This window comes from Azospirillum sp. UENF 312511, assembly GCF_058780635.1.
This window is the reverse complement of sequence record NZ_JBSNCG010000006.1, coordinates 138,052-164,790: the sequence shown is the minus strand read 5'-3', so window position 1 is coordinate 164,790 and position 26,739 is coordinate 138,052. Positions and strand designations below refer to the sequence as shown.

Below are 26,739 nucleotides of genomic sequence, written 5' to 3'. Positions count from 1 at the left end.
CCGCCGGAAGCCGGTCAGGCTCCGCGCGGATCAGGGCGCCAGATAGCTCGCCACCACCGCCTCGTCGCACCACAGCCGGCCAGCCTGCTCCCGCAGCCGACGGCTGGAATCCGGGGACGCGCCGGTCAACGCGGCCACCGCCCGCGCGACTGCCCCATCCGACGCGGCACGGTCGATCGGCACGATCAGGGCGTCTTCCGCCAGACGATGGCAGGAGGCGGTCTCCAGGGTGGACAGGACCGGTTTTCCCAACAGCACCGCCTCGCGCAGGATGGAGTTGTGGCCTTCCCCATGCGCCATCTTCAGGACCGCGTCGCAGGCGATCATGTAGTCGTCCAGATTGCCGACGGTCCCCGTGAAATGAACCGCGTCCTCAAGCGACAGGCGGGACACCTCGGCGCGCAGCGCGGGCATGTGGGGGCCGTCGCCGACGACCCAGAGCGCCGCGTCGCCGCCGAGAGCCGGGCGCAGGCGCTGGAAGAACCGGATGGCGTCGAGATGCCCCTTCTGGCCGATGCAGCGCCCGATGGTCAGAAGATTGTAGCGGGCCGTGAAGGGATGTGGGGTGTCGCTGCGCCGCATGGTCACGAAGTAGTTCTGCGGCCGGTACGCCTCCGGCTTCAGCCCCAGATAACGGAAGTCGTCGCGCAGCCAGGACGGAACGTAGAAACGACGGTAGAAGCGCGCGAACAGGAACAGCAGGACACGCAGGGGCACCGGCAGCTGGCGGGACGTCGCGTCCACGCCGGCGCTCACCCGGCGGTCCCGGTAGAGGCCGAGCAGCGATGCGTACAGGAAACCGGCGAACATCTTGATGTGGATCTGGTCGAAGCCCGCCCCGCCGCTACGGAAAAAGGCACGGAAGGCGAAGAGCTGGCGCGGGTCGAGCACGGCGCCGTAACCGTACGGGCGGTCCGTCAGCCGGATGACCTCCGCGCCGGCCCCGCGGAGGGCGTCGGAATAGAGGTCATTGGCAAACAGACTGAGGACGATGACCCGGTGCTGGGGCACGCGCCGGCAGTAGTTCAAGATGAATTCCTGGATGCCCCCGGTCCCCAGATGATCGATGACGAACAGGATCCGCGGCCGGTCATCGCCGGGCGGCACCGGGAACGGGCGCTCCAAGGAAAGATCGCTTGGGGAGTCGGGCACGGAAAAGCCTCTTGCGGGGGCCGGCGTTGCAATCCCACACCCCATGCAGTATTCTGCCGGACCATTGACGGACCGGCCCGGATCGGCCCCTTATATCCAGCGCCTTTGGGACGGTCAACGACGTCTCCCATGGCCGTGCCGCCCGCCGGACGGCGCTCTTCCCGCCGAAAGTCCTTCCTTGCAACCGGAACTCTTTGCCAAGCCCGCCCCATGATGAAGAGCTTGGCGAAAATCGGGATCACGGTCGCCCTGATCGTGGTGGTCGCGCTGAGGGCCGGCGTCTGGGATGCGCTGGACCGGGTTCTGTCCCTGCTTCCCTCCGTGCTGCTGGCCTCCGCCGCGCTGTACCTGCTCGCCCTCGCCGTCCAGTCGGTCAAGCTGCGGGTGCTCCTCCCCGAATGCCCGTTCAGCCTGCTGTTCCGGGTGACCATGCTGGGCCAGTTCTACGGGCTGGTGCTGTTCGGCCAGGTTGGAGGCGACATCGCCCGGACCGTCTGTCTGGCCCGTGCCTGCGACGACCCGCACAAGGTGGTCGCCGCCTCGCTGTTCGACCGAATCACCGGGCTGATCGGTCTGCTGATCCTGACCATGGCGTCGCTGTGGCTTGAGACGGACCATTTCTCCACGGGCCTGCGCCTGACGATGGCCTTTCTGTGCGGCGGCATCGGGCTGGCTCTCGCCGCCCTCCTGCTGCCGCTCCACAGGCTTCTCGCCCCGGTCCTGGCCCGCCTGCCTTTCGCCGACCGCTGGTCCGGGCATCTGGAACGGGTCCGGACCGCCCTGACGACTTTCGTCGCGCGCCCGCGCCTCGCCATGCTCTCCATTCTGTGGGGGGTGGTCTTCCAGGCCATGGTGGTCGCCATCTGCGCCGTGCTGGGTGCCGGCATCGGCATCGACCTGCCGCCGACCGTCTGGGCCGTGGTGATGGGCGTCCTGTCGCTCGTGCTGCTGGCTCCGGTGTCGGTCGGCGGCGTCGGCCTGCGCGACGTCACGCTGGTCGGCATGCTCGCCGGCTTCGGCGTTTCGGCCGACGCCGCTTTCGCTCTTTCCCTTACGCTGCTTGGCCTGCAACTGTTGGGCGGAGCCATCGGCGGCGTGCTGAGTTCTGATGCCCCCGGCGGCCCCGCAAGCCGCCCCATCGTCCAATTGCCCCCCATCCCATTGACCGGCCGCGGAATGTTCAACATCCCCTTCAACCGCCCCCACGTCACCGGACGCGAAGTCCAATACATCGCCGAGGCCTGCGACCGGGGACATCTGTCCGGGGACGGGCCGTTCACCGGCCGCTGCCAGCGGTGGCTCGAGGAGGCGACCGGGGCCACCCGCGCGCTGCTGACCACGTCGGGAACCTCGGCCCTGGAGATGACGGCGATCCTGGCCGACATCGGTCCGGGCGACGAGGTCATCATGCCCTCCTACACCTTCAGCTCGTCGGCCAACGCCTTCGTGCTGCGCGGCGGCGTGCCGGTGTTCATCGACATCCGGCCCGACACCATGAACATGGACGAGGCGCTGATCGAGGCGGCGGTCACCCCGCGCACCCGCGCCATCATGGTGATGCACTATGCCGGCGTGCCGTGCGACATGGAGCCCATCATGGCCGTCGCGGAGCGCCACAACCTGGTGGTGATCGAAGACGCCGCCCAGGGACTGCTGTCCTCCTACCGGGGCCGTCCGGTCGGCGGCATCGGCCACATGGCCGCCTTCAGCTTCCACGAGACCAAGAACATCATCGCCGGCGAAGGCGGGGCCATCCTCATCAACGACCCGCGGGTGGTTCAGCGGGCCGAGATCATCCGCGAGAAGGGCACCAACCGCACGGCCTTCCACCGCGGCGAAACCGACAAGTACACCTGGGTCGATCTCGGCTCCAGCTTCCTGCCCAGCGAGATCATCGCCGCCTTCCTGTGGGCGCAGTTGGAAGGCGCGAAGGAGATCACCGCCCGCCGGCTGGCCCTGTGGAACCGTTATCACGAACGCTTCGCCCATCTGGAGGCGGCGGGGCTGGCGCGACGCCCCATTCGCCCGGACGACACCGTTTCCAACGGGCACATCTACTATCTGCTCCTGCCCAGCCGGGAGAAACGGGACGCGCTGATCGCGTCCCTGCGGGCAGTCGGAATCATGGCGGTCTTCCATTACATCCCGCTGCACAGCGCCCCCGCCGGCACGCGCTTCGGCCGGGCCAACGGCGCGATGACGCACACCGACGATCTCAGCCACAGGCTGGTCCGTCTGCCGCTGTGGGTGGACCTGGGCGACCGGCTGGACGAGGTGGCGGGGCACGTCCTGCGCATCCTCGGCGCGGGAGACGCATCATGAGCAACGGCATCGGCGAGGCGGTGGTCGCGGACATCGAACGGTTCCTGCACGAAACCAACGTTTCGGATTTCTGCAAGACGCCGCTCGACCGTCTGGCGCGCGAGTTCGTATCGACGGAGCGCGCCGGCGAACAGGTGAAGGAACTGTCGCGCTTCGTCCCCATCGGGCCGGACACGCGGGTGCTGGAGGTGGGGTCCGGCTTCGGGACGTTCGTCTACCATTGCCGGGTGAACAACATCTGCGACTGCCATGGGCTGGAGCCGGGGCAGCCACCCTACGACGCGACACTGGGGATCGCGCGCCGGCTGCTGGGCGACGCCGGTCTCGACCAGAGCGTGATCCACGAAGGCATCGGCGAGGCGATGCCCTTCGAGGACGGCAGCTTCGACGCCGTCTATTCGGTGTCCTGCCTGGAACACACCCAGGATCCCGAAGCCGTGCTGGCCGAGGTGGTGCGCGTGCTCAAGCCGAACGGCGTGGCGGTGCTCAACTTCCCGAACTACGGGTCCTGGTGGGAAGGGCACTACAACACTTTCATCCTGCCGCACACGCCCAAGGCGCTGTTCAAGCTCCAGGTCCGCCTGATGGGCCGCACCACCGACTTCGCCGACACGCTGCAGTTCATCACCTACGGAAAGCTGCGGCGCTGGTTGGCCCCCCTGGCCGACCACGTCGAGATCGTCTCGACCGGGCAGGAGATCTGGCGGGAACGGATCGACCGCCTGGAGTTTTCGGAGTGGAACGGGCTGGGCACCGTGAAGCGGGCCGTCCGGCTGGTCAAGCGGCTCAAACTCGACCGCCTCGCCGTCGCGGCCGGCTCGATGCTGCATTGGGAAACCCCGTTCGTGCTGGTCCTGCGGCGCCGGCCTCACGCGGAGCCCGGCGGATCACCATGACCGAACGACGGGTATCCTTGTTCGTCGCCGGAACGAAGGGGGCGAACTTACTGCGCGCTCTGTTCGACGGGCCAGACGCGCCCGCACCGGGGTTTTTCCCTCTGGCCCAGGTGCATCTTGTCACGTCCTACAGCTCATCCGGCCTGAGCCACGATCCGCGCGCCGAAATTATGGAGATTTGCCGGCGCCACGGCCTGCTCTACCGCGACCGTCATGAGCTGAAAACCACCGACTATGCCGCCTCCGACTTGGTTCTGCTGGCCGGCTGGCAGTATTTGCTGCCCGATATCGATGACCGCTTCATCGTCTTTCACGATTCCCTTCTGCCCCATCTGCGCGGCTTCAACCCAACGGTGACAGCCCTGATCCTGGGGGACCGTCGGGTGGGTGTGACAGCATTCCGTCCCGACGAAGGGGTGGACACGGGACCCGTGTATGGCCAGGAAGCGCTCGCCATCGGGGAAACGGCCAGGATCGGCGAAGTGTACGAGGCACTCGGCGGCGCCTACGCCCGGCTGGCGCGGCGCCTTGTGGAGCGTGCCGCCATGGGGTCGCTGGCAGCGACCCCGCAGGACCATTCCGCCGCCACCTATTCCCTGTGGCGCAACGAGGATGACTACACGATCGACTGGACCGGAGCCGCATCCGCCATCCGCCGCTTCGTCGATGCGGTCAGTTGGCCCTACCTGGGAGCCAGGACCCGTTACAGGGGCGCGGAGATCCGCATCGATCGGGTGATGGAAATACCGGATCTCCGTTTCCCGCTGCGCCAGCCTGGAAAAATCTGGACCCTGTCCGGTAACGGGGAGGGGGCCGACGTGGTATGCGGAGAAGGCATGCTACGTATTCTCGCCGCCCGGACCCCCGACGCGCAGCCTGTGCGCTTCACCAGCCTGCGTCAGCGCCTGGGGGAATAACGCGGGGGTGGAAGCGCGCGGTTGCCACCGTCAGCCGCGCGGCACCGTCCCGATGGCCGACCAGGACATCTGGTTCACCCATTCCAGACGGATGTCCTCCAGCCCGGCCTGGGTCATGAGGGCTTCCACCTCTTCGCGCCGCCAGTAGTTGGCCGTCCTGGGCAGCATCTGGTCGAAGACAATGTGGCGCAGATGGGCGTAGGGGAAACCACGCAGCAGCCGGAAATACTCGATCGACGGGTGCAGGCCCGACCGCAGCATCGCCCACAGGGCGGAGGCGGGCAGGTGGCTCAGGACGGAGACCAGCCCGATCGGCAGGCGGCTGAACAGCGCCCTGCGCACGGGGTCGAGGACGTTGACGTAGAATTCCATGTTCTCGTAGCCGTACACCCAGATCAGCACCTTTCCCCCCGGCCGGGTCGCTTGGCGCATCTGCCGCAGGGCCTGCAGGGGATCGTCCAGATGATGGATGACGCCGAGGGAGAAGGCGATGTCGAACGCGCCCTGGAAGCCGATGTCGTAGATGCTTTTCTCCAGGATCTGGACGGAGCCGTATCCCGCAAGGTTCCGCCGGGCGGCGCCGAGCGAGCGCTCATCCAGGTCGATGCCCACGCCGCCGGCTGCCCCGAACTTCATCGCCCAATGGCTGTTGCGCCCGGCTCCGCATCCCGCATCGAGAAACGTCTTTCCTTTCCAGTCGACCTCGGGATCAAGATGAATCGTCCAGCGTCGGAACTGTTCTTCCTGCTCCTGTGACAATTCATTGAACTGATTCCATGAATAGCCGAACCGTTCGGGCGATCCGCCGCTGACATCGACAGACCCTTTTGCTTCATTCATCGCATTTTCCATGGAAACATCGACGCTCGATTGCAGGACAACGCAAAGCCGCCAGCGGCAAAAGGCATGGGGTTTGTCCGATCACCCTTTTCCCGCGATTGGGGGTGGCGTTGTAATCGTACCTGTATGCCGTTATAAGAGCCACCACCTTCGGCAGATTCACGGCTGTTTTGGTCCGATATGACAATGCCCTCGCTGATTGATGCCGAGTCCGGCGCGCCCGCCCGCGACGTTGACGCCTCTTGCACGCCCGAGCACCCGGCCGTCTCCCGGGCCAAGCCCCCGGCGGTCTCCGTCATCATTCCCATGTACAATGAGGAAAGCAACGTCGACCTGATGTGCGACCGGCTGCGGCAGAGTCTCGCCACGCTGGGTATGCCATGGGAGGTGCTGTTCATCGACGACGGCAGCCGTGATCGGACCGCCGAGCTGCTGACCGCGCAGGCCCTGCGCACCCCGGGTTTCCGCTTCATCAAGCTGCGGCGCAATTTCGGACAGACCGCCGCCATCATGGCCGGCATCGACCATGCCTGCGGCGAGATCATCGTGCCGCTGGACGGCGACCTGCAGAACGATCCCGCGGACATCGCCATGCTGATCGCCAAGATGGAGGAGGGGTACGACGTGGTGTCCGGCTGGCGGCGCAACCGCCAGGACGCCAGCCTGAAGCGGGTGCTTCCCAGCCGCATCGCCAACGGCCTGATCTCGCGGATTTCCGGGGTGCATCTGCACGATTACGGCTGCACGCTGAAGGCCTACAAGCGCTCCATGCTGACGGGCTTCCGGCTCTATGGCGAGATGCACCGGTTCGTGCCGATCTTCGCCAGTTGGCAGGGCGCCCGCGTGGTGGAGATGCCGGTCAACCATCACCCGCGCCGGTTCGGCAGCTCCAAATACGGGCTGGAGCGGATCTTCAAGGTCCTGCTCGACCTGATGGTGGTGAAGTTTCTCACCCAGTACGAAACCAAGCCGATCTACGTCTTCGGCGGCGTCGGCATGCTCTTCCTGGGCGGCGGCACCCTGGCCGGACTCTACGCGCTGTGGCTCAAGCTGGTCGACGGGGTGTCCTTCATCCTGACGCCGCTGCCGCTGATGTGCATGTTCGGCTTCATCGCCGGCCTGATGTGCATGCTTCTCGGCCTGCTGGCCGAGGTGCTGGTGCGGATTTACTTCGAATCCCAGGGCAAGACCCACTACGCCGTCGACAGCATCACCGAAGCCGGTGCGGACACAGCGGCTTCACCACCGGATCACCCGGAGCCGGCCCGCTGACAGGAGGCTTTTGAGCATGTGCGGGATCACCGGCTTCGTCGGGCGGGGCGACCAGGGGGTGCTGGACGCCATGACGCTTCGCCTGGCCCATCGCGGCCCCGACGGCAGCGGCACCTACGCCGACCCGGACCGCCCGGTCTTCCTCGGCCACCGGCGTCTTGCCGTCATCGATCCCGGAAACGGCCATCAGCCGCTGTGGAACGAGGATGGGGCGGTCGGCGTCGTCTTCAACGGCATGATCTACAACCACGCCGCCTTGCGGGCGGGGCTGCAGGCGCGCGGCCACCGGTTTCGCACCGACCATTGCGACACCGAAGTCCTTGTCCACGGCTACGAGGAATGGGGCCGCGGGCTGCTGGACCGGCTCAACGGCATGTTCGCCTTCGCCATCCTGGACCGCCGCCGGGGCCGCATGCTGCTGGCCCGCGACCGGTTCGGCGAGAAGCCCCTGTTCTATGCCCACACCAACGGCACCTTCGCCTTCGCCTCCGAACTGTCGGCGCTGCTCGCCCATCCGGATCTGGCCGATGCCGGTCTCGACCGGACGGCCATCCGCAAATATCTCGCCTACGGCTTCTTCCCGGCTCCGCACACGCCTTACCGCGGCGTCCTGAAGCTCCCGCAGGGGCACGCGCTCGACCTCGACCTCGACACCGGAAAGGCGGCGCTGCACCGCTACTGGCGCTTCGCCATCGAGCCGGACGCCCCGCCGCCGGGCGACCCCGCGGCCTGGGCCGAACAGCTCGACGAACTGCTGGGCCGGTCCATCGCCGCGCGGCTCGACAGCGACCGCCCGCTCGGCGTCTTCCTGTCCGGCGGCATCGACAGCAGCGCGATTCTCAGCCATGTCGCCGACCAGCGTCCGCCGGACACCATCGACACCTTCTCCATCGGCTTCCGCGAGCCGAGCTTCGACGAGTTGGCCTACGCTCGCCGGATGGCGGAGCATGTCGGGTCGCGCCACCACACCGAGCTGTGCGGGCTGGAAGACGCCCGCGCCCTGGTCGATTCCCTGCCGGGCATCATCGACGAACCTCTGGGTGACAGCTCGATCCTGCCGACCTACGCGCTGTGCCGGTTCGCCCGCCGCCACGTCACGGTCGCGCTCAGCGGCGACGGCAGCGACGAGCTGTTCGCCGGTTACGATCCCTTCAAGGTTCTGACCCTGGCGGACCATTACCACCGCCTGATGCCGCGCCCGGTGCACGCCGCCGTGGCCGCCGCCGCAACGCGCCTGCCGCCGTCCGAGCGGAACATGAGCTTCGACTTCAAGCTGAACCGCGGGCTGCGCGGCCTCGGCTTCCGCCCGGCGCTGTGGAACCCCCTGTGGCTGGGCGCCGCCGGGCCGGGCGAGATCGCCCGCCTGTTGGACGAGCCTGTGGACGTGGAGGAGCTTTACGCCGAGGCCATCGCCGCGTGGGACTCCTCGGCCAGCACGGACCCGGTGGACCGCACGCTGGAGTTCTACACGAACTTCTATCTGGCCGACGACATCCTGGTGAAGAGCGACCGCGCCAGCATGCGCAACGGGCTGGAGGTGCGTGCGCCCTTCCTCGACAACGACGTCGCGGATTTCGCCCGGCGCCTGCCGCCCGGCGTCAAGCTGCACGGCGGCAAGCTGTACGGCGGCACGACCAAATGGGTGCTGCGGCAGGCCGTCGCCCGGCGCCTGCCGGCGGACCTGCTGGGCCGCCGCAAGAAAGGGTTCGGCATCCCGCTGGCCCGCTGGCTGCGGGACATCCCGGCCGCCTCCTTCACACCGCCGTTGCTCGACGGCACGGCGCTCAAGACCATGTGGACCGACCACCACGACCGCCGCCGTGACCACCGCGGCGCCCTGTGGTGCGCCCTTACCCTGCGCGGCCTCGCCTCCCCCCAGGCCGCATGACGGCCTGGCTGGAAATCAACGGCCTGGAGGCCGGCGTGGCCTTCGCCGCCTTCATCGCCCTTCTGCTCGGCAGCCGCCTGGCGCCCATCCTGCCGCCCGGACTCCCAAGCTGGACGGATGGGCGGCGCCTTTCCGCTCTGCCCGTCGCAGCGGCGGCCCTGGCGATCCTGACACTGTCGGCCAGCGAGACGACCCAGTTCCTGACGATCGACGAGGCCGGAATCATCGACCGTCTGGCCGACGCCGCCGACCGGGGCGTCACGATCTGGAACATGGGCGGCCTGCACAGCACGATGCTGATCCAGGTCCCCGCGGTTCGGCTCGCCCAGGCCGCGGGGCTTCTCCCCGATACGGTCCAGGCCGTGCTGAAGGCCGTCCATTGGCTGACCGGCGCCCTGTTTCTGATGGCGGCGGCGGGCGCCATGGCTTCTCTGGCCGTGACGGACCGGACCGGGACGCCACGGGACCGGACCGGCCCACTGGCGGCGGTTCTGCTGCTGGCCGGGTTCCTGCTGCCGGTCAGCAGCATGGCGCTCAAGACGCTGAATTACGACGCGGTGTCGCTGTTCGGCGCCGTGGCCGCGCTGTGTCTTGCCTGCCGCATGCTGGAGGAGGGACGCCCGGCCCCGGCGTGGTGGCAGGGGTCGGAGGCGGTGGTCATGGCGGCCCTGGCCGCGCAGGAGAAGCTCAGCGCATCCCCGGTTCTCCTGCTCGTCTGCGTCCTGGTGGGCGTGGCCCATGGGCTGGCGGCACCGGACCGTCCATTCCGCCGGGCCGTCCTGGCGACGCTGGGCGCCGTGACCACCGCGCTTCTGACCAGCCTCGCCACCGCCCTGCTCGTCGCCCTGGCGATGAGCGGGGAGCCGGCCCTGGCGGCCCTGGCGCCGACCCTGCTGCTGGGCGTGCACGAGCCCCTGGTCATCTGGATCCTCGCCCCCCTGCGATTCCTGATGAACATCGGCGAAGCCCTCCTGACGGTGCAGGAACGCCTGTGGATCAGCGGGCTTGCGCTGCTGCCGACGCTGGCCGCTCTGGTGGCGGGGGCGATTGTCGGCGTCCGGCTCTTGCGGGATCGCCGCGCGCCGGCACTGGGGAGAGCCGTGGAGCGGTTGTCCGTTCCGGCCGGCATGGCCATGCTGCTGGGGTTCGGAATCGCCGGCCTGTCCACGGTGAGCCCCGTCTGGGCGCCCATGGAGCCGATCCCCGGCGGCGCCACGCTGGTCGGAGGCATCAACGGACTCCGCCTGCATTTCGGCGCGGCTTCCCATGCGGTGCATCTGGCCGAGTCCATTCTCTTCGCCTATGGCGTTTTCCTGGCCGCGATCCCGACCGCCCTGCTGCTGCTCGCCCTCGCGGCTCTCGCCCGGCCCGCGCTGCGGCAGCGGCTGGCACCCCGCCGGCCGGCCGCGATCCATGCCCTGTTCGGGCTGGCCCTGGCGGCGCCCCTGCTTCTGGCGCTGCTGGGAACACCGACCTTCCAGCGTTACATGAACATCCCGATCCTGCTGTTCATCCTGACGGCGGCGGTCCTGGCCTTCGACGTCTGGGCGCTGCTGCTGCGGGGCACCGGCCGGCCCATCCGGATCGCCGCCGTCGGGGTGCTGGCGCTGCTCGTGGTCATGGAGATCGCGCCGTTCCGCCCCCTGTACGCCGCGTTCCGTCCACTGGCGCTGAGCTATCCGGACCCCGACCGGCCCCGTCCCGGCCATCCGAACTTCTCATGGACGGGGTGGGGCGAGGAAACCATGCTGGCCGGCAAGGAGCTGGCGCGCCGTTGCGCCGCTGCGCCCGATGGACGCCTGGACGGCGTGCCCTGCGACGGGCTCACCTTGCGGCCGGTCTACATCAGCCACTGGCCGTCTTCCGGCGAAGGTGGGGTCCGGACGGTCCCCAGCGGCATCGCCGATCCGGATTCCTGGCCCGACGGGCCGAGCGACCATTACGTGATCAACCGCCAATCCGTCGTCGGGGGCATTCTACGGGCCTTTCCACCGGTCGCGCCGGAGTTCGAGGTGCGGTACCGAGGTTTTGCCATGGCCTGGGTGTTCCGCGGTGATCGACTGCGCGCCGCCGGTTACCGCTTCGATCCCTACCGAACCGTCCCCGACCCGGCGACGGCCAGGATGGAGACGGTCGAGGCCTATGGGCCGACGGCGACCGAGGCTGGCAAACCCTTCAACCCGCAGCCGGACGGCAGTTCCGCCCTGTGGCTCCGGACATCCAGCCGCCTGCATCCGGGCGCCTATGCCCTGCTCGACGACATCCCGCTGACCAGCACCGTCGCGGGGAACAGCTTGTCCGCCCTGGTGCCCAGGCGCCTGATCGAGGCGCCGGGACGGCGTTGGCTTCAGGTGATCGATGGCGAGGGCAACATGCGGACCGATCCGGTGCCCTTCGACATCATCGGCGGCCCCTGATCATGACACGGGGCGGCCCGGCTTCCGACGCTGCACGGCGTTCCGCATTCGCAACGGAGTTTCCTGCATCATGACGACGCGCGCCATCACACCATCCGCAAGCGCCGCCAGCCATGCCGCGGGTCCGGACACGGCGCCCGTCGTCGCGGTTCTGATCCCCTGCTACAACGAAGAGGCGGCGATCGCCGCCGTGGTGCGCGACTTCCAGGCCGCGCTGCCCGACGCCACGGTCTACGTCTACGACAACAACTCGTCGGACCGCACGGTGGAGGTGGCGAAGGCCGCCGGCGCGATGGTCCGCCACGAGCCGTTGCAGGGCAAGGGCAACGTCATGCGCCGCATGTTCTCGGACATCGAGGCGGACGTTTACGTGCTGGTGGACGGCGACGACACCTACCACGCCCCGTCCGCCCCGCTGATGGTCAAGCGGCTGTGGGACGACCAGCTCGACATGGTCAACGGCGCGCGGGTCACCGACATCGTCAAGGCCTACCGGCCCGGCCACCGCTTCGGCAACAAGCTGCTGACCGGCATGGTCGCCCGCATCTTCGGCAACCGCATCCAGGACATGCTGTCGGGCTACCGCGTCTTCTCGCGGCGCTTCATCAAGTCCTTCCCGGCGCTCGCCAGCGGTTTCGAGACGGAGACGGAGCTGACCGTCCACGCGCTGGAGCTGCGCATGCCCATCGCCGAAATCAAGACGCCCTACAAGGACCGTCCGCCCGGCTCGCACAGCAAGCTGAACACCATCCGCGACGGCATCCGCATCCTGCGCACCATCGTCAATCTGGTGAAGGAGGAGCGCCCGCTGCCCTTCTTCGGCATCCTCGCCGCGCTGCTGGCCGTGGTCGCGCTCATCCTCGCCGGACCGCTGCTCGCCACCTACCTGCACACCGGCGAAGTCCCCCGCCTGCCCACCGCCGTCCTGTCCACCGGTCTGATGCTGCTCGCCTTCCTCAGCCTGACCTGCGGCCTCGTCCTCGACACCGTCACGCTGGGGCGCCGCGAGGCCAAGCGCATGCGCTACCTCGCCATCCCGGCGCCGGGCACCGTCCCTCCGGGCATGCGATCAACGCTACAGCAACCGACGTCCGCCTGACAGACGCGCAGCATCACTTCGCATTTTATTGAGACAATTGATTTTATAGATACGAGCATTTATCTTGAATAGGCTAAATATATTCATCGCAATGGCGATTGCCGCCATTCCAACGATCCTCATCGTCATCGGTATATTTGGCCAATTCCTGACAGATCCTCTGTATATGTACAGTGGCCTTGGCATCGACGTCGGCTCATCGCTGTTGCCTGGGTTGCCGACGATCGACCCAAACATCGGCACCACGTCGCTTTCACTGGGCGCGCGAGCCACGTTCGAGGTGCTGTCCGGCCACCTGCCTCTATGGAACCACTTCGAGGGGCTGGGGGCGCCACTGCTGGGCGAAATGCAGTCGGCCGCCTTTTTCCCACCGACATGGTTGTTGGCACTGCCGCACGGGCAGGTGATCGAGCATGCGCTCCTGCAGGCGTTGGCTGGAACCGGCACCTACCTGTTCCTGCGGGCGTTCGGTCTGCGCAAAGGGGCCGCTCTGGCCGCCGCTCTCCTGTTCGAGGTGAACGGCGTCTTCGCATGGCTGCGCAACGCGGCTTTCAACCCCGTGGCGTTCCTACCCTGGCTATTCCTCACCGTCGAGTCCCTGCGAACCGCCACCATCGTCGAGGCACCCCCGTCTCGGCGGCTACCGCCGATTTGCCTAGGCGCAGCCATGGCCGCCCTGGCGCTTTATGCCGGCTTTCCAGAGCAGGTGTATCTTTACTCGCTCCTGCTGATCGCTTGGGTGGTGTTCCGCAGCGTCGGGATGACCGCCCGGCAGATTGGGCGCTTCATCCTGAACCTGCTGCTGACAGCGCTTTTGGCTTTTGCCCTCAGCGCACCGCTTCTCCTGTCCTTTGCCGAATTCCTGACCGAAGCCGCCTTGTCGGGACACAGCGAGAGCGGCTTTTACGGAACCTGGCTCACCCCCGCCGCGCTTCTGCAGTATGTGATGCCATATGTTTACGGGCCGATTTTCGACTCTCCGGTCCCAGTCATCTCGGCCGTGTGGTCGTCGACCGGCGGATACATCGGCTTCATGCCGGTGGTCCTGGCTTTCGCCGGGATATTCCTGGCCGACCGGCGACCCGTGAAGATCTTTCTAGCGGCGTGGATCGTCATCGCCATTGGAGTAAGCCACGGTTTGCCCGGAGTCTATCAGGCCTTCATGGCCTTGCCCCTGATGCGGATCGCCGCCTCTTTCCGGTACCTGAATCCGAGTTGGATCTTCTGCTTCGTGTTCCTTGTCGCCTTGTTTCTCGACCGGGTTCCAGACCTGCCACAGCCGGCCTTTAGGCGCGTCATGATGTGGGCGGTCGCCGCCGCCCTGCTGTCGGTCGCCCTGGCCGCGGTGCCCGCCCTTCCGCCGGTCGGCGATCTTTGGAAGATCGCGACCAACATACAGGCGGGTTTCCTTATCGGTGCGTTCATCGCCGTAGCCCTGCTCTCCGGCGCGACCATATGGGCCTCACACCTCGTGCGGACGGGACGGGTCACCATCGTGCTCTCGGTGCTTCTTGTGGGGGAGGCGACGGCATGGTTCCTAGTTCCCTATCTGTCTTATCCGCGCACGGGCACGCTCGATACCGACATCGTCGCGTTCCTGAAATCGAACATCGGATTACAGCGGGTCGCCGAAACGACCAACCACCGCCTGGGGCCGAACTACGGATCGCTTTTTGGCATCGCAACACTCCATTACGACGATCTCCCAGCGCCGCAGCGAACCGCTGACTACATCAGAAACCACCTCGACCCCTACGCCAACCCAACGGTCTTCCAACCTTGGTTTCCCTATCTGGAACCGGAGCAGCAGGCCGACCGGGAAAAGCTGTTCCTCGAACGCCTTCCCCGGTATGCCCAGGCCGGCGTAAAATACGTGCTCGGCGGACCGGGCCTCGGCAGCGAAACGCCCATTCGCCTGAAACCGCAGGGGCACACGCCCCACGCCGTCGCGACGGGCGAGTGGGTCGAGATGAGCGGCCGCCTGCCGTTCGGGCCCGACATGACCGTATCGGAGGTCTCCCTGCTGGTGGCGACCTACGGCAACACCGCGAACGGCCGGGCGAAGGTCACACTCTGCGCGCAGGGCGACTGCAGCGACGGGGGGTCAGATATCGGCCTGACGCAGGACAACAGCCTGCTGACCGTCGGGTTGGGCCACCCGGTGCGCATCGCTGCCGACCAGGACTATACCGTTCGCTTCGAGAAACTGGATGGGGAACGGCCCCTCGCACTGTGGATCCGACCAAAGGCAGACGCCACGCCCTTTTCGGCCGCCGGGCCGACCGGCCCGCTGAAGGACGGCTATGCACCGGAGTTGCGGTTCACCACTCAGGCCGGACCGATGCCCGTTCATCGCAGCCCGACCATGGTCGTCTACGAGATTCCGGGGGTACGGGATTATGTCTCGGCCGAAGGTTGCACGCTGACCCCGGTGACGCGCGATCGCGTCGACGCCGTCTGCACGCGCCCGTCCACGTTGGTCCGCCTGGAGGTGCACATGCGCGGCTGGCGGGCGACCGTCAACGGGAAACCCGTGCCCGTTGGGATGTCCGACGACACCTTTCAAACCGTCGAACTGCCGGCGGGAGCCGTGCAGGTGGAGTTCACCTACGCGCCGACGGGAATGAACGCTGCCCTCACCATGGCTGGCGGTGCCTTGCTTCTGATCCTCGCCGTTCTCGCCCATGGCATCGGCGTCTGCCTCGCCGGATCGATCCGAGGATGGCCGGAGCGGGCGTCCGCACCGGGAAGGGCAACGCGATAAGGTTCCTTCCCTGGAGAATGGTGCCGTCCTGAGCGCGCCCGGGACGGCACCGCAAGGTCCGTCAGAAAGGTATGAACCCGCCCGGCCCCCGGCCATTGCTCCCTCGGGATCCACCGTGCGCACCACCGGATCTCGCCTCCCTCCCCCTCGGACGGAACGAGCCGGGCGCGGGCGCTATCTCGATGCCTTGAGCGCGGCCTCACCACGCGGATCCTGCGGGGGCGGGGGCGGCGACAGGAACCGTTCCATCGGCAGTTGGACCACGTCGGCCTGCGGCGAACCCGGCGACGGCAGGCCGGGCACGATCTGGACGTGGGCGTAGCGGTTGAAAAGCCGGTTGTAGGTCGTGTCGTCCATCTCCGGGAAGTAGGGCCGGAAGAAGCTGAGCGCGGGAGCGATCTGGACATGCTGGAGCGACCGGTAGCCCAGGCCCTGCATCAGGGCGCCCGGCAACATCCCGCCTTGCAGCACCCACCCCTCGGGATGGGCCGCCGCGCTTGCGTCGAAGGCCGCCGTCACCGGCGTGGCAGGTCGATGGAAGATCGGCCAGGCGCTCTGGATCGGATTGAAGCCGCCGAAGCCCACGGCGTTGGCGGACAGGGCGCACAGGATCAGCGCGGCACCGACCCAAGGGCCGGACAGCGCCCCCCGCGTCGCCAACCAGACCGCCAGGGCGAGCGGCGGCAGGATGGCAAGGTCCATCCGGTTGACGGCCAGCCGCGACAGAAGGCCGTCCAGTCCACCGTTCGCCATCGCCCAGGACAGGCCGACCACCACGGTCACCACCGCGAAGCGCTTCCAGGACAACCGGATCGCCCCCGTCCTCAGCAAAGTCAACGACAGGCACAGAAGCAGCAGGCCGGCGGCGAAGACCATGCGGTTTCCCGGCACCTTGTCCCACAGCAGCACCCGCCCCCAGACGTTCGGAACCGGAGTCAGCATCCAGACCGACATCAGCGCGAAAGCGGCCAAAGGCACCAGAAGCTGCCGGAGCAGGGCTGTCCGTTCCGCCCCGCCCCGGCGCAGGACCTCCACCATCCGCCCATGGTCGAGGCACACCATCGCCAGCAGCAACAGATAGCTGCCCCCCGTCGCGACCTCGCAGATGTTGAGGTTCAGCAAATCCCGATAATCGTCGGTGCTGACGAGGAACGGGAAGAACTGGGCGAGGTAAAGCGGCAGCGGCACGCTCCCTCCGCCGACCGAGCGGGAGCCTGGATAGACCGTCGCCGCCATGACCTTGATCGGTTCGTGCAGATAGAGCCAGGCCAGCCCGACTCCGAGCGCGACACCGGCCAGACAAGGCAGCAGGGTCCGCGGACGCAAAACCTCCGGACGGAAGGCCAGGAGGAGCGCGCCGCCGGCGAAGGCCAGAGGAACGATCACCGGGGGATAAAGGTGGCTGAGCAGCCAGAAGGCCGTGACGTAGGCCATCAGCGCGGCGTGCAGATACCAGGGCAAGCGGGCCAGCACGGCCAGAAGAAGCCAGGGGAAGATCGCCAGGAGCGGCCCCGTAGTGGTCCACCAGAACTGTGCATAGCTGGTAAAGAACATCAGGCAGGCCGCTGCCGCCGACCAGAATCTGGCGAAGCCGAAGGCAAGGAACAGGCGGTGATAGCCGATCAGGAACAGAACGATGAAGACCGCGTGCGAGAAGGAAAAGGCCCAGGCCGGATCGACCGCGAAGAACGGCCAGAACTGCGGCTTGAACGGCAGGCCCCAGTCGAGCAGGGGCAGGGCGTTGAAGTTGCGCAGGTCCTCGGCATAGGGGGACAGTGCGTTGAAGCGGTCGAAACCGTTGCCGGCCGCGATCTGTATGAAAGGGGTCCACACGGCCCACTCGTCGGATCGGATCGGCTTGGGCGTTCCGAACACCAGCCCGTCGCCCGCCGCACCGATCCCGGACAGCGCCACGCCGTAGGACGAGGGTGTCCAGCCAAGCGCCGTGTAGATCAAGCCGGCGACAATGACCGCCAGAACGAACAGGTCGGGGAAGGCACGGTTTTTTCCCTGAGAAGAGGAAGCATCCGCTGCCATTGCCAAGGTCCCATCCCGTACCGCGGTTTCCGGCATCGCAGTCATGGCGCGATATTCCATAGAGTCAGGCCGCTTCTTATCGGTGTCTTGAGAAATGGAAAAGAAATAAAATCACATCCCTCTCGGACAGCTATAGTCTGATCACTGTCAGAATGCAAACCAAAGGACTGGAGCGCCCTACGATCTTTCATGACCCGGGGGATGAGATCGTGCGGGCGGTTGTCTTGAACCGAGGCACACAGTAGAGTGCCGCGCCCGCATGCATGCCCCTGCGGCAGCCCAGACGCCCCGGCCAGACGCCCCCGCCTTGACGATGCCCGAAGGTTCCACCGATGCCTCCTGAATCCGCCTTGCCTGAAACCACCGCCGCGGAGGCTGGCTCCGGAAGTGTCGGCGAGGGAAGCGCCGCCCGCGAAATCGCCATCCAGGCGGCCGGGCTTGGCAAGGTCTATCCCATCTTCCGCAAGCCGCAGGACCGCCTGAAGCAGATGATCTGCCGTGGCCGGCGCAAATATTACGACGAATACTGGGCGTTGCGCGGCATCGACCTGACCGTGAGGAAGGGCGAGACGATCGCGGTCATCGGCCGCAACGGCTCGGGCAAATCGACCTTCCTTCAGCTGGTCTGCGGCACGCTGACGCCGAGCCTCGGGACGATTGCCGTCAACGGGCGCATCGCCGCGCTGCTGGAACTGGGAGCCGGCTTCAACCCCGAATTCACCGGGCGGGAGAATGTCTACCTCGCCGCGTCGGTGCTCGGTCTCACCACCGCGCAGATCGACGAACGCTACGCCTCGATCGCCGAGTTCGCCGGCATCGGCGATTTCATCGAACAGCCGGTGAAGCTCTATTCCAGCGGCATGTACGCCCGTCTTGCCTTCGCCGTGGCGGCCCACGTCGATGCCGACATCCTGATCGTAGACGAGATCCTGGCCGTCGGCGACGCCGCCTTCACGCAGAAGTGCATGCGCTTCATCCACAAGTTCCGGGAGACCGGAACGCTGTTCTTCGTGTCGCATGACACCTCCCAGGTGGTCAGCCTGTGCGACCGCGCGGTGTGGCTGGAAAACGGCGAGGTGCGCGAGATCGGCCCGGCCAAGGACGTCTGCTATCACTACGTCGCCGACCTGCATAGCGAGCGCGACACCTCCAACGCCTTCCGCATCGGCGGCAGCCGCAAGACGCCGGCTGCCGCGGCCGTCCCGGTCCAGGATCCCCGCGACGAAATCCTAAAGTCCTCCCAGCACCGCAACAGCATCGAGATCTTCGAATTCAACGACGAGAGTCCCTGGTACGGCGTGCAGGGCGCCCGCATCGTCGGTGTCGAGTTGCTCGACCCCCAGGGCCATGTTCTGCCCTCGCTGGACGGGGGGGAAGAGGTCGTGCTGAAGGTCACCTGCCGGGCAGAGAAGGACCTCTTCAGCCCGATCATCGGCTTCTACATCAAGGACCGGATCGGGCAGAACCTGTTCGGGGACAACACCTTTCTGTCCCACGCCAACGCCCCCCTCGCGGTGGCCGCCGGGCAGGAATTCGCCGCGCGCTTCCGCTTCCAGATGCCCTATCTGCCGGTGGGCGACTTCGCGGTGGTGGCGGCCATCGCCGAAGGGACACAGCACGACCACATCCAGCATCACTGGGTCGACGACGCGCTGTTCTTCCGCGTCCATGCCAGCCACGTGGCCCGTGGGCTCGTCGGCATCCCGATGCACGACATCGCGCTGGGGATCGAAGAGGCCTGTTAACCTGCATTCATAAATAGTTGATCAATGCCCTCGTCAATGGAAAACAAAAACGCAGTCATGATCTGATCCCTAAATGAAATATTAGATCCTTGCATTTCCGTTGTTTTGACGAATTCTCCAAAATTTTGGAGCGAGAAATCTTTTTCTTATTCATTCGAATGTTTTGATAATAAATATCCTAAAAAATTATCTCATATGAGCGCAGTACAATCAACGTCATAACCCAATTAATTTCTTAATATCTATTTTGTGGGTGACACCCTCAGCCCCACCCTCTTATGAAGAAAAGCTCCACCATACCATTGAATTAATCTATTGTTGAATCCGTTGCATGCCCCTGATAAGAGAGTTTTAGAAAAAATACACAACTCAAAAGCATATAGGGGTATGTCCATGCCTGTTTATCAAGGGGCGAACGGAAACGACTATATTCAAGGCAGTGATTATGCCGACACAATATATGGCTCATCAGGGAATGATACCCTACACGGTTACTCGGGGAATGATCTCATCGACGGTGGTGCCGGCAACGATACTTTGTATGGGGGAGATGGGAACGACCTCCTCGACGGTGGTGATGGGAACGATTTTCTCGTAGGCGGGAATGGTAACGACACGCTGATCGGGGGGGCTGGCAACGACACCCTCTATGGCGGCGGCGTCAGTTCTGTCTTCAGGTTTTACGCAAATTCCGGTTACGACCGCATTATGGCCGGAACGATCGCCAGCGTGCGCACCATAGAAATAGTAAACACATCAGTATCTACATTTACTATAACAAGGTCTGCCGCAAATCTAATAATTAACGTTGGCGGAAGTGTTATAACTGCAGAATATCATTTCTCCAGTACCTACGGACAAATAAATTATATGAATTTTTCAAATGGATCTTATTACAATCTGGTATCCATAGCAGCCAACCTTGCAGATGGCGGATCTCTTGTTTTGTCATCAAACGCCACCGATACGCAGGTTGGAACGAATGGCAACGACACGCTAAATGGTCTCGACATCAACAGCGCCATATCCGGGAATGAGGGCAACGACCTTATTTGCGGCAATGGAGGAAATGACACGCTGAATGGTGGTGTCGGCAACGATACTTTGTACGGGGGAGATGGGAATGACATCCTCAATGGTGGTGACGGCGACGATACTTTGTACGGGGGAGATGGGAATGACATCCTCAATGGTGGTGACGGCGACGATCTGTTGATCGGTGGCGCCGGGGCCGATTATCTGGAGGGCGCCGGGGGCCTCGACATTGTCAGCTACACCGACTCCTGGGCCGGCGTGACCATCAATCTGGCCGCTGGCACCGGGTCGGGGGGCTCCGCCGAAGGCGACCGCCTCGTCACCATTGAGTGGGTCTATGCATCGAACCACAGCGATGTCGTGTACGGCGACGCCAACGCCAACAGGCTGTGGGGGCTGGACGGAGCCGACTCGCTGTATGGCGGCGATGGCGCCGACTGGCTGGACGGCGGCGCCGGGGCCGATTATCTGAACGGGGGCGCCGGAGAGGATATCGTCACCTACGCCTACGCCACGGCCGGGGTGACGATCGATCTGGCGGCCGGAACCGGCTTGTACGCCGAGGCCCAGGGCGACGTCCTGATCAGCATCGAGGGCATCAATGGATCGGACTTTAGCGATGTTCTGAATGGCGGCAATGTCGGCGAATGGCTGTATGGAGCGGCCGGAGACGACTGGCTGTGTGGACGCGGTGGGGCCGATTATCTGGAAGGCGCCGGAGGCTTCGACATCGTCAGCTACACCAACTCCTGGGCCGGCGTGACCATCAACCTGAGCGCCGGCACCGGATCGGGAGGCTCCGCCGAAGGCGACCGCCTCGTCACCATTGAGGGGGTCTATGCATCGAACCACAGCGATGTCGTGTACGGCGACGCCAACGCCAACAGGCTGTGGGGGCTGGACGGAGCCGAACTCGCTGTATGGCGGCGATGGCGCCGACTGGCTGGACGGCGGCGCCGGGGCCGATTATCTGAACGGGGGCGCCGGAGAGGATATCGTCACCTACGCCTACGCCACGGCCGGGGTGACGATCGATCTGGCGGCCGGAACCGGCTTGTACGCCGAGGCCCAGGGCGACGTCCTGATCAGCATCGAGGGCATCAATGGATCGGCTTTCAACGATGTTCTGAATGGCGGCAGCGGCGGCGACTGGCTGTATGGAGCGGCTGGCAACGACTGGCTGTGGGGCCGCGCCGGCGCCGACTATCTGGAGGGTGCCGAAGGCTTCGACGTGGCCAACTACATCGACTCCTGGACCGGTGTGACCGTCAATCTGGCCACTGGCACCGGATCGGGGGGCTCCGCCGAAGGCGACCGCCTCGTCACCATCGAAGGTCTGTACGGGTCGTACTACAACGATACCTTCTACGGCAGCGGGAACGCCGACTATTTGTGGGGCATCGACGGCAACGACACGCTCTATGGAGGGGCGGGCGATGATACACTCGAGGGCGGCAGCGGCGCCGACTGGCTCATCGGCGGCAGCGGCGCTGATTATCTGGATGGCGGCGCCGGGGATGACGTCATCTCCTACGCCTACGCCACGGCCGGGGTAACGATCGATCTGGCGGCTGGAACCGGCTTGTACGCCGAGGCCCAGGGCGACGTCCTGATCAGCATCGAGGGCATCAATGGATCGGACTTCGGCGATGTTCTGAATGGCGGCAATGTCGGCGAATGGCTGTATGGAGCGGCTGGAGACGACTGGCTGTGTGGACGCGGTGGGGCCGATTATCTGGAGGGCGCCGGGGGTTTCGATATTGTCAGCTACACCAACTCCTGGGCCGGCGTGACCATCAATCTGGCCACTGGCACCGGGTCGGGAGGCTCCGCCGAAGGCGACCGCCTCGTCACCATTGAGGGGGTCTACGCATCGAACCACAGCGATGTCGTGTACGGCGACGCCAACGCCAACAGGCTGTGGGGGCTGGACGGAGCCGACTCGCTGTATGGCGGCGATGGCGCCGACTGGCTGGACGGCGGCGCCGGGGCCGATTATCTGAACGGGGGCGCCGGAGAGGATATCGTCACCTACGCCTACGCCACGGCCGGGGTGACGATCGATCTGGCGGCCGGAACCGGCTTGTACGCCGAGGCCCAGGGCGATGTCCTGATCAGCATCGAGGGCATCAATGGATCGGCTTTTGGCGATTTCCTCAGCGGCGGCAGCGGCGGCGACTGGCTGTATGGAGCGGCCGGGAACGACTGGCTGTGGGGCCGCGCCGGCGCCGACTACCTGGAGGGTGCCGAAGGCTTCGACGTGGCCAACTACATCGACTCCTGGACCGGGGTAACCATCAATCTGGCCACTGGCACCGGATCGGGAGGCTCCGCCGAAGGCGACCGCCTCGTCACCATCGAAGGTCTGTACGGGTCGTACTACAACGATACCTTCTACGGCAGTGGGAACGCCGACTATTTATGGGGCATCGACGGCAGCGACATACTGTACGGCGGAGCGGGCGACGATACACTCGAAGGCGGCAGCGGCGCCGACTGGTTGAACGGCGGTAGCGGCGCCGACCTATTTGTGTTCACATCGGGCAACGGACAGGATGCAATCGAAGACTTCAACGCCGCGCAAGGTGATCGCATCGGTATAGCATTGGGGCAAAGCTATACGGTTGGCGCTACCAGCAATGGCAACGCATTGATTACCTTCGGCCCTGACAAGGCTGTAATTTTGTATGGGGTCCAACCGTCAACAGTTTCAAGTGCTTGGTTCATCACCATTTAATTAAAAAAGGGAGGCCCTGCGCCTCCCTTCTCCACGCCCGGTTCCATAGCATTCTGCGAGCGAATGCAAACTCCCTTCAGAAACGCCCTTCGGCGACGTGGAAGGCCGGACGGCCGTCCCGCTGCGCGTAGACCCGGGTTTCCACGTTCTGCAGCCCCTTTTCCGTCAGAGCCTCGACGTATTTTTTGACATCAGTCTCGGCCCAGAAAGCCAGGACCACCCGACCGCACCGGCAATTTGCCCGGTCGATCTGAGCCGGATCCAGGACATAGGGGACACGGTTCGCAGTCAGCAGGTTAAAGGGCATGAAGAAGCCCCACTCCGGGAAAACGTAGAGCGTGTCGGGCTCGGTCAGCGCGTCCTCCGCCAAGCGGGAAAGGGCGTTGGACGCCTTGCCGACGCCCCCGGTGGCGGCCAGACGCTCATGGAAGTGGCTGGCCTGACGGACATTGCCGACGACCATCACGGCGGCAACTGCCACGGCAGCCACCGCGGCCAGCCGGCCGCGCACGATTCCTCCGAAGGCCACGGCAATCAGCAGATAGCCGATAGGCACCAGAACACTGAGATGGTGAACCCACAACCGGCTGCCGAAGACACTGGCCACCCCGATGTAGGAGGGCGGAAGCAGCACCGCCAGCAGCAAAGCGGGCCGATGCCGAAAACGGACCGCCACCAGCAAAGCCGCACCGACAAACACCCCGACAAACATCCAGACCTTGATACCGCTCCAGCGTCCGCCAATCCCTTCGTTGAAGATCATCAACTCGTTGCCGACATTGGTGACGGCCAGGATTGCCATTTGCAGAACGTGATTGAGGTTACCCCAGAACGACAGCTTGGACGACATCGGGGCCAGTCCGCCAATCGCTTGACGCATCGTCTCGATCGCCTGAGAGACCCCACCCGCGGCGATGATGAATGATGCATAACCGACGACGTAGGGAAGCATCCCCAGAGCCAAGCCGGCAACCCAATGAGGAATTCGCCGGTCCGGGCGGCTGAGCAGAAAAATCATCAGAGCCGGGCCAAAAAAGCCGAGCACGAAATAGCCGTAGATCGCCAGCCCGAAGAAAAGGCCGGAAAGAAGATAGCCCAATCGTCCTCCGCGCCAGAGGGCGGCCAAGCTGGCGAACAGCCACGCCTCACCACCGAGGATAATGTAGAACTGAGTCCGGAAAGAGGCCAGAAAAGCAATATCAGTCGCCAGAAGCACTGCGGCAAGAAAGGCTATAAGCCGGTTGCGTGTCGCCAATACCGTCCCAAGATACAGACATGCGACGATCAACGCACCGAACAAAGCCTGAGCAATACGCACAGATGCGGCGCTGATGCCTAGAAATTTGAAGACGACAAGATCGACATAGAAATTCTGAACACCGTGGTAATAGTTTCCGAGTATTGGAAAAAACACTGTCGGCATCCGCCACGCTGCATTGGGAATTTCCTGGTTGATGTATTGCGCCGCCATATAATCAGGATTCACTGAATCCATGTAGAAACCAGGAAGATCAACCTGCCTTAGAACACCAAAAAAGAAAATAATGACCACGACAGATACCGTTAGAGTTTCCTTAAAAAATTTTTGATGAACAAGAGAGTTCATGAAATCATTAATATTGGAAAAACGAAGCATGATCGTGTTCCTAAAAAAATATTCAGCCCTAGAGAGCCATCTCGATAAGCGAATAAACCACATCGGCAAAGGAATTTGCGCACCTTAGTTCCGCTGTGATTGGCGTAAGAACACAACGTCTCTTGCAAACAACTCGACCCTATGGCCGAAAAACTTTCAAGAGACGCTCTGGCTGGCTTTTCACAGAAAACCTTTACAGTGGCTTGCGGGCCAGGATCGGCAGGCTCCAGCTTTCCGTCAGCAGAACGCCGCATTCCGGTTCCGACCGCTCCAGAACCAGTATGTCGGTGAAGCCGGCGTCTCTCAGGTGCGCCTCGACAGCCTTGCGGCAGAAGACACGCATTTCCAGGGTCTGCCCCGGACCACCATGAAAGACGGGCTCGTGGTACAGCTCGTAGGCGCCGGCGGCGGTCTGCCCAATCACGAAATATTTGCCGCCCAGAGTGGCGATGGTGAAATCCGTCAGTTGGGGATAATGCTCGACGGTTTCCGCTTCCAGGGTGAAGGGAACGGTGAAGATCAGCGATCCGCCGGGTTTCAGCAGTTCGTAAGCGCCGACGAACGCCTTCAGCGCCGGCCCCAGCGTGTGCTCGAACACGTCGGTGGAGATCAGGAAATCGCAAGTCCCCTTCTGCTCCTCCGTCACGTTCTCGATGTCGAGGCGCGGCTCCTGATGGTAGAAGGTGTTGGTGTAGCTGAATTTCTCCGCGAGCCGGTCGGCATAGCCGATCCAGTCGCTCAGCCCCTTGCCGACGACCCCCTTGTCCTGCGGGAACTCCGGAAGAGGCATCGAGCGGCCCCACAGGGCGGTGCTCAGCAGATGGATGATCGAGCGCATGCGCACGGTCGAGCCGCAGCCGTCGCAGGACGCCGTCTCACGGCCGATCCGATCGCCGGAGCAGACGTTCTGCACACCGCAGACGTTGCACCGGAACGCAACCTGACAGGTCGGATCCGGCTGAAAAATCCCATTGTGCAAGGCAACGTCTCCCATCGGCCTGTTCCCTATCCCTTGTGCAAGCTTGATGTGTCCGGGCGTCCGGCGAGCAGCGCGTCGCGTTCGGCGATCAGGGCCGCCACCTGATTTTGCAGAGCGGTCGCCTGCTCGAACATGGCTTGGTATTGGCGCATGGCCGTATCGATCTGCTCCTCGGCACCCGCCTTGTAGGTTTCGTAGACCTTCTGCATCTGGAGCCCCTGCTCCAGGTAGATCGCGGCGTGGTGGCTGGCCTCCTGATACTCGTGCAGAAGCCGCACGCGGTCGCCCAGCGCCTCGAACAACGCATACAGCGCCGCCTTCTCCGCGTCCGGCAGACGGCAGAGCGCCAGCAGGGGGGCGGGCACCGCCTCACCCACCACGACGACGCCCAGGCCGCAGCCAAAGGGGAAATTCAGGGTCGGGTAGCGCGCCTGCACCTCCTCCCAGAAGCGCCAGACGCCGAAGTCGCCGGTGCGGACCTCGGTGTCGTGCATCAGGATGACGCCGGATCGGCTCACCTTCGGAAGCCATGTCTCGAAGTCGTGGCGGACGGCCTCGTAAGTGTGCAGCCCGTCGATGTGGAGAAGGTCGATGGAGCCGTCGTCGAAGCGCGGGCGCGCGTCGTCGAAGGACTCCCGCAGCAGCGTCGAGAAGGCGCCGTAGAGCGGGTCGTGATGCTCCCGCAGGACATCGTAGGTGTCGCGGGCATAAGCGCCGGTCTGGTGGTCGCCTTCCCAATGGTCCACCGCGGACAGGCGGGTGCCGGTCCCGAAGGCCGCCGCCCCCTCGCAGAAGGCGCAGTAGGAAGCGCCCTTCTGCGTTCCCAACTCGACCAGCTGGCCGGGACGCAGCAGGTCCATCAGCAGGAAGGCGAAGGGAATGTGCATGTGCCACGTGCTTTCGGGCAGCCAGCCGGGCGTCCGGAAGATCGATGGACGCCCGAGCAGGTCCGCAACGGCACTGGAGAGGGGGTAAGACATGCTTTTCCTTGAAAGACGGTGAG

General features: G+C 64.8%; 16 protein-coding genes and 1 pseudogene. 11 read left to right on the top strand and 6 right to left on the bottom strand.

Going from position 1 to position 26,739, the window contains the following annotated elements; genetic code table 11:
* Positions 1-30 precede the first annotated feature (30 nt).
* Positions 31-1,107 carry a glycosyltransferase gene (locus ACWPN7_RS34410; protein ID WP_492273769.1) on the bottom strand — a complete coding sequence of 359 codons (1,077 nt, stop codon included), beginning with the start codon at positions 1,105-1,107 and terminating at the stop codon, positions 31-33.
* Positions 1,108-1,362: 255 nt separating this feature from the next.
* Between ACWPN7_RS34410 and rffA the strand changes: the two genes are divergently transcribed.
* The 3 genes from rffA to ACWPN7_RS34395 are packed head-to-tail and all read left to right on the top strand — an operon-like array spanning position 1,363 to position 5,287.
* Positions 1,363-3,474, top strand: a complete 2,112-nt coding sequence (gene rffA / locus ACWPN7_RS34405) for a dTDP-4-amino-4,6-dideoxygalactose transaminase (RefSeq protein WP_492273768.1) — start codon at positions 1,363-1,365, stop codon at positions 3,472-3,474.
* Positions 3,471-4,370 (top strand): class I SAM-dependent methyltransferase, encoded by a 900-nt coding sequence (locus ACWPN7_RS34400; RefSeq protein ID WP_349621775.1) that lies wholly within the window; start codon positions 3,471-3,473, stop codon positions 4,368-4,370. The genes rffA and ACWPN7_RS34400 overlap by 4 nt, the downstream gene beginning before the upstream one ends.
* Entirely contained in the window at positions 4,367-5,287 is a 921-nt protein-coding gene (locus ACWPN7_RS34395; protein WP_103041195.1) for a methionyl-tRNA formyltransferase, read from the top strand. Before ACWPN7_RS34400 ends, ACWPN7_RS34395 begins: the two co-directional genes overlap by 4 nt.
* A 30-nt stretch (positions 5,288-5,317) precedes the next feature.
* Here the strand turns inward: ACWPN7_RS34395 and ACWPN7_RS34390 are convergent, their stop codons facing one another.
* Positions 5,318-6,127, bottom strand: a complete 810-nt coding sequence (locus ACWPN7_RS34390) for a class I SAM-dependent methyltransferase (RefSeq protein WP_492273767.1) — start codon at positions 6,125-6,127, stop codon at positions 5,318-5,320.
* 186 nt (positions 6,128-6,313) lie between these two features.
* On the opposite strand from ACWPN7_RS34390, the gene ACWPN7_RS34385 reads away from it, so the two are divergent.
* The 5 genes from ACWPN7_RS34385 to ACWPN7_RS34365 all read left to right on the top strand — a co-directional run bounded on the left by ACWPN7_RS34385 (position 6,314) and on the right by ACWPN7_RS34365 (position 15,567).
* Positions 6,314-7,399 carry a glycosyltransferase family 2 protein gene (locus ACWPN7_RS34385; protein WP_103041193.1) on the top strand — a complete coding sequence of 362 codons (1,086 nt, stop codon included), beginning with the start codon at positions 6,314-6,316 and terminating at the stop codon, positions 7,397-7,399.
* 16 nt (positions 7,400-7,415) lie between these two features.
* Positions 7,416-9,287: an asparagine synthase (glutamine-hydrolyzing) gene (gene asnB / locus ACWPN7_RS34380; RefSeq protein ID WP_492273766.1), complete on the top strand. Its 1,872-nt coding sequence runs from the start codon at positions 7,416-7,418 to the stop codon at positions 9,285-9,287.
* Entirely contained in the window at positions 9,284-11,704 is a 2,421-nt protein-coding gene (locus tag ACWPN7_RS34375) for a hypothetical protein (protein ID WP_459197910.1), read from the top strand. The genes asnB and ACWPN7_RS34375 overlap by 4 nt, the downstream gene beginning before the upstream one ends.
* Before the next feature lie 70 nt (positions 11,705-11,774).
* The gene (locus ACWPN7_RS34370; RefSeq protein ID WP_247896794.1) at positions 11,775-12,803 is read left to right on the top strand and encodes a glycosyltransferase family 2 protein; all 1,029 of its coding nucleotides are present in this window, start codon (positions 11,775-11,777) and stop codon (positions 12,801-12,803) included.
* 91 nt (positions 12,804-12,894) lie between these two features.
* The gene (locus ACWPN7_RS34365; protein WP_459197911.1) at positions 12,895-15,567 is read left to right on the top strand and encodes a hypothetical protein; all 2,673 of its coding nucleotides are present in this window, start codon (positions 12,895-12,897) and stop codon (positions 15,565-15,567) included.
* Positions 15,568-15,741: 174 nt separating this feature from the next.
* On the opposite strand, the gene ACWPN7_RS34360 is transcribed toward ACWPN7_RS34365, so the two are convergent.
* Positions 15,742-17,604: a DUF7657 domain-containing protein gene (locus tag ACWPN7_RS34360; RefSeq protein WP_451997473.1), complete on the bottom strand. Its 1,863-nt coding sequence runs from the start codon at positions 17,602-17,604 to the stop codon at positions 15,742-15,744.
* A gap of 332 nt (positions 17,605-17,936) precedes the next feature.
* Between ACWPN7_RS34360 and ACWPN7_RS34355 the strand changes: the two genes are divergently transcribed.
* From ACWPN7_RS34355 to ACWPN7_RS34345, 3 genes and pseudogenes are all read left to right on the top strand, one after another.
* A complete protein-coding gene (locus ACWPN7_RS34355) occupies positions 17,937-19,349 on the top strand; it encodes an ABC transporter ATP-binding protein (RefSeq protein ID WP_459197912.1) in 1,413 nt (470 codons plus the stop codon).
* 387 nt (positions 19,350-19,736) lie between these two features.
* Positions 19,737-21,071, top strand: a pseudogene (locus tag ACWPN7_RS34350) (calcium-binding protein); the annotation flags it as partial.
* A gap of 151 nt (positions 21,072-21,222) precedes the next feature.
* On the top strand, positions 21,223-23,121 hold the full coding sequence (locus ACWPN7_RS34345) for a calcium-binding protein (protein ID WP_492273765.1): 1,899 nt from the start codon (positions 21,223-21,225) through the stop codon (positions 23,119-23,121).
* A gap of 76 nt (positions 23,122-23,197) precedes the next feature.
* Here ACWPN7_RS34345 and ACWPN7_RS34340 read toward each other — a convergent pair whose 3' ends face one another.
* From ACWPN7_RS34340 to ACWPN7_RS34330, 3 genes are all read right to left on the bottom strand, one after another.
* Positions 23,198-24,757 carry a glycosyltransferase family protein gene (locus tag ACWPN7_RS34340; protein ID WP_459197913.1) on the bottom strand — a complete coding sequence of 520 codons (1,560 nt, stop codon included), beginning with the start codon at positions 24,755-24,757 and terminating at the stop codon, positions 23,198-23,200.
* A gap of 193 nt (positions 24,758-24,950) precedes the next feature.
* Positions 24,951-25,670 carry a class I SAM-dependent methyltransferase gene (locus tag ACWPN7_RS34335; protein WP_459197914.1) on the bottom strand — a complete coding sequence of 240 codons (720 nt, stop codon included), beginning with the start codon at positions 25,668-25,670 and terminating at the stop codon, positions 24,951-24,953.
* Between the two features lie 92 nt (positions 25,671-25,762).
* Positions 25,763-26,716, bottom strand: coding sequence for a class I SAM-dependent methyltransferase (locus tag ACWPN7_RS34330; RefSeq protein ID WP_459197915.1), 954 nt, complete (start codon positions 26,714-26,716; stop codon positions 25,763-25,765).
* Between the last annotated feature and the right edge of the window lie 23 nt (positions 26,717-26,739).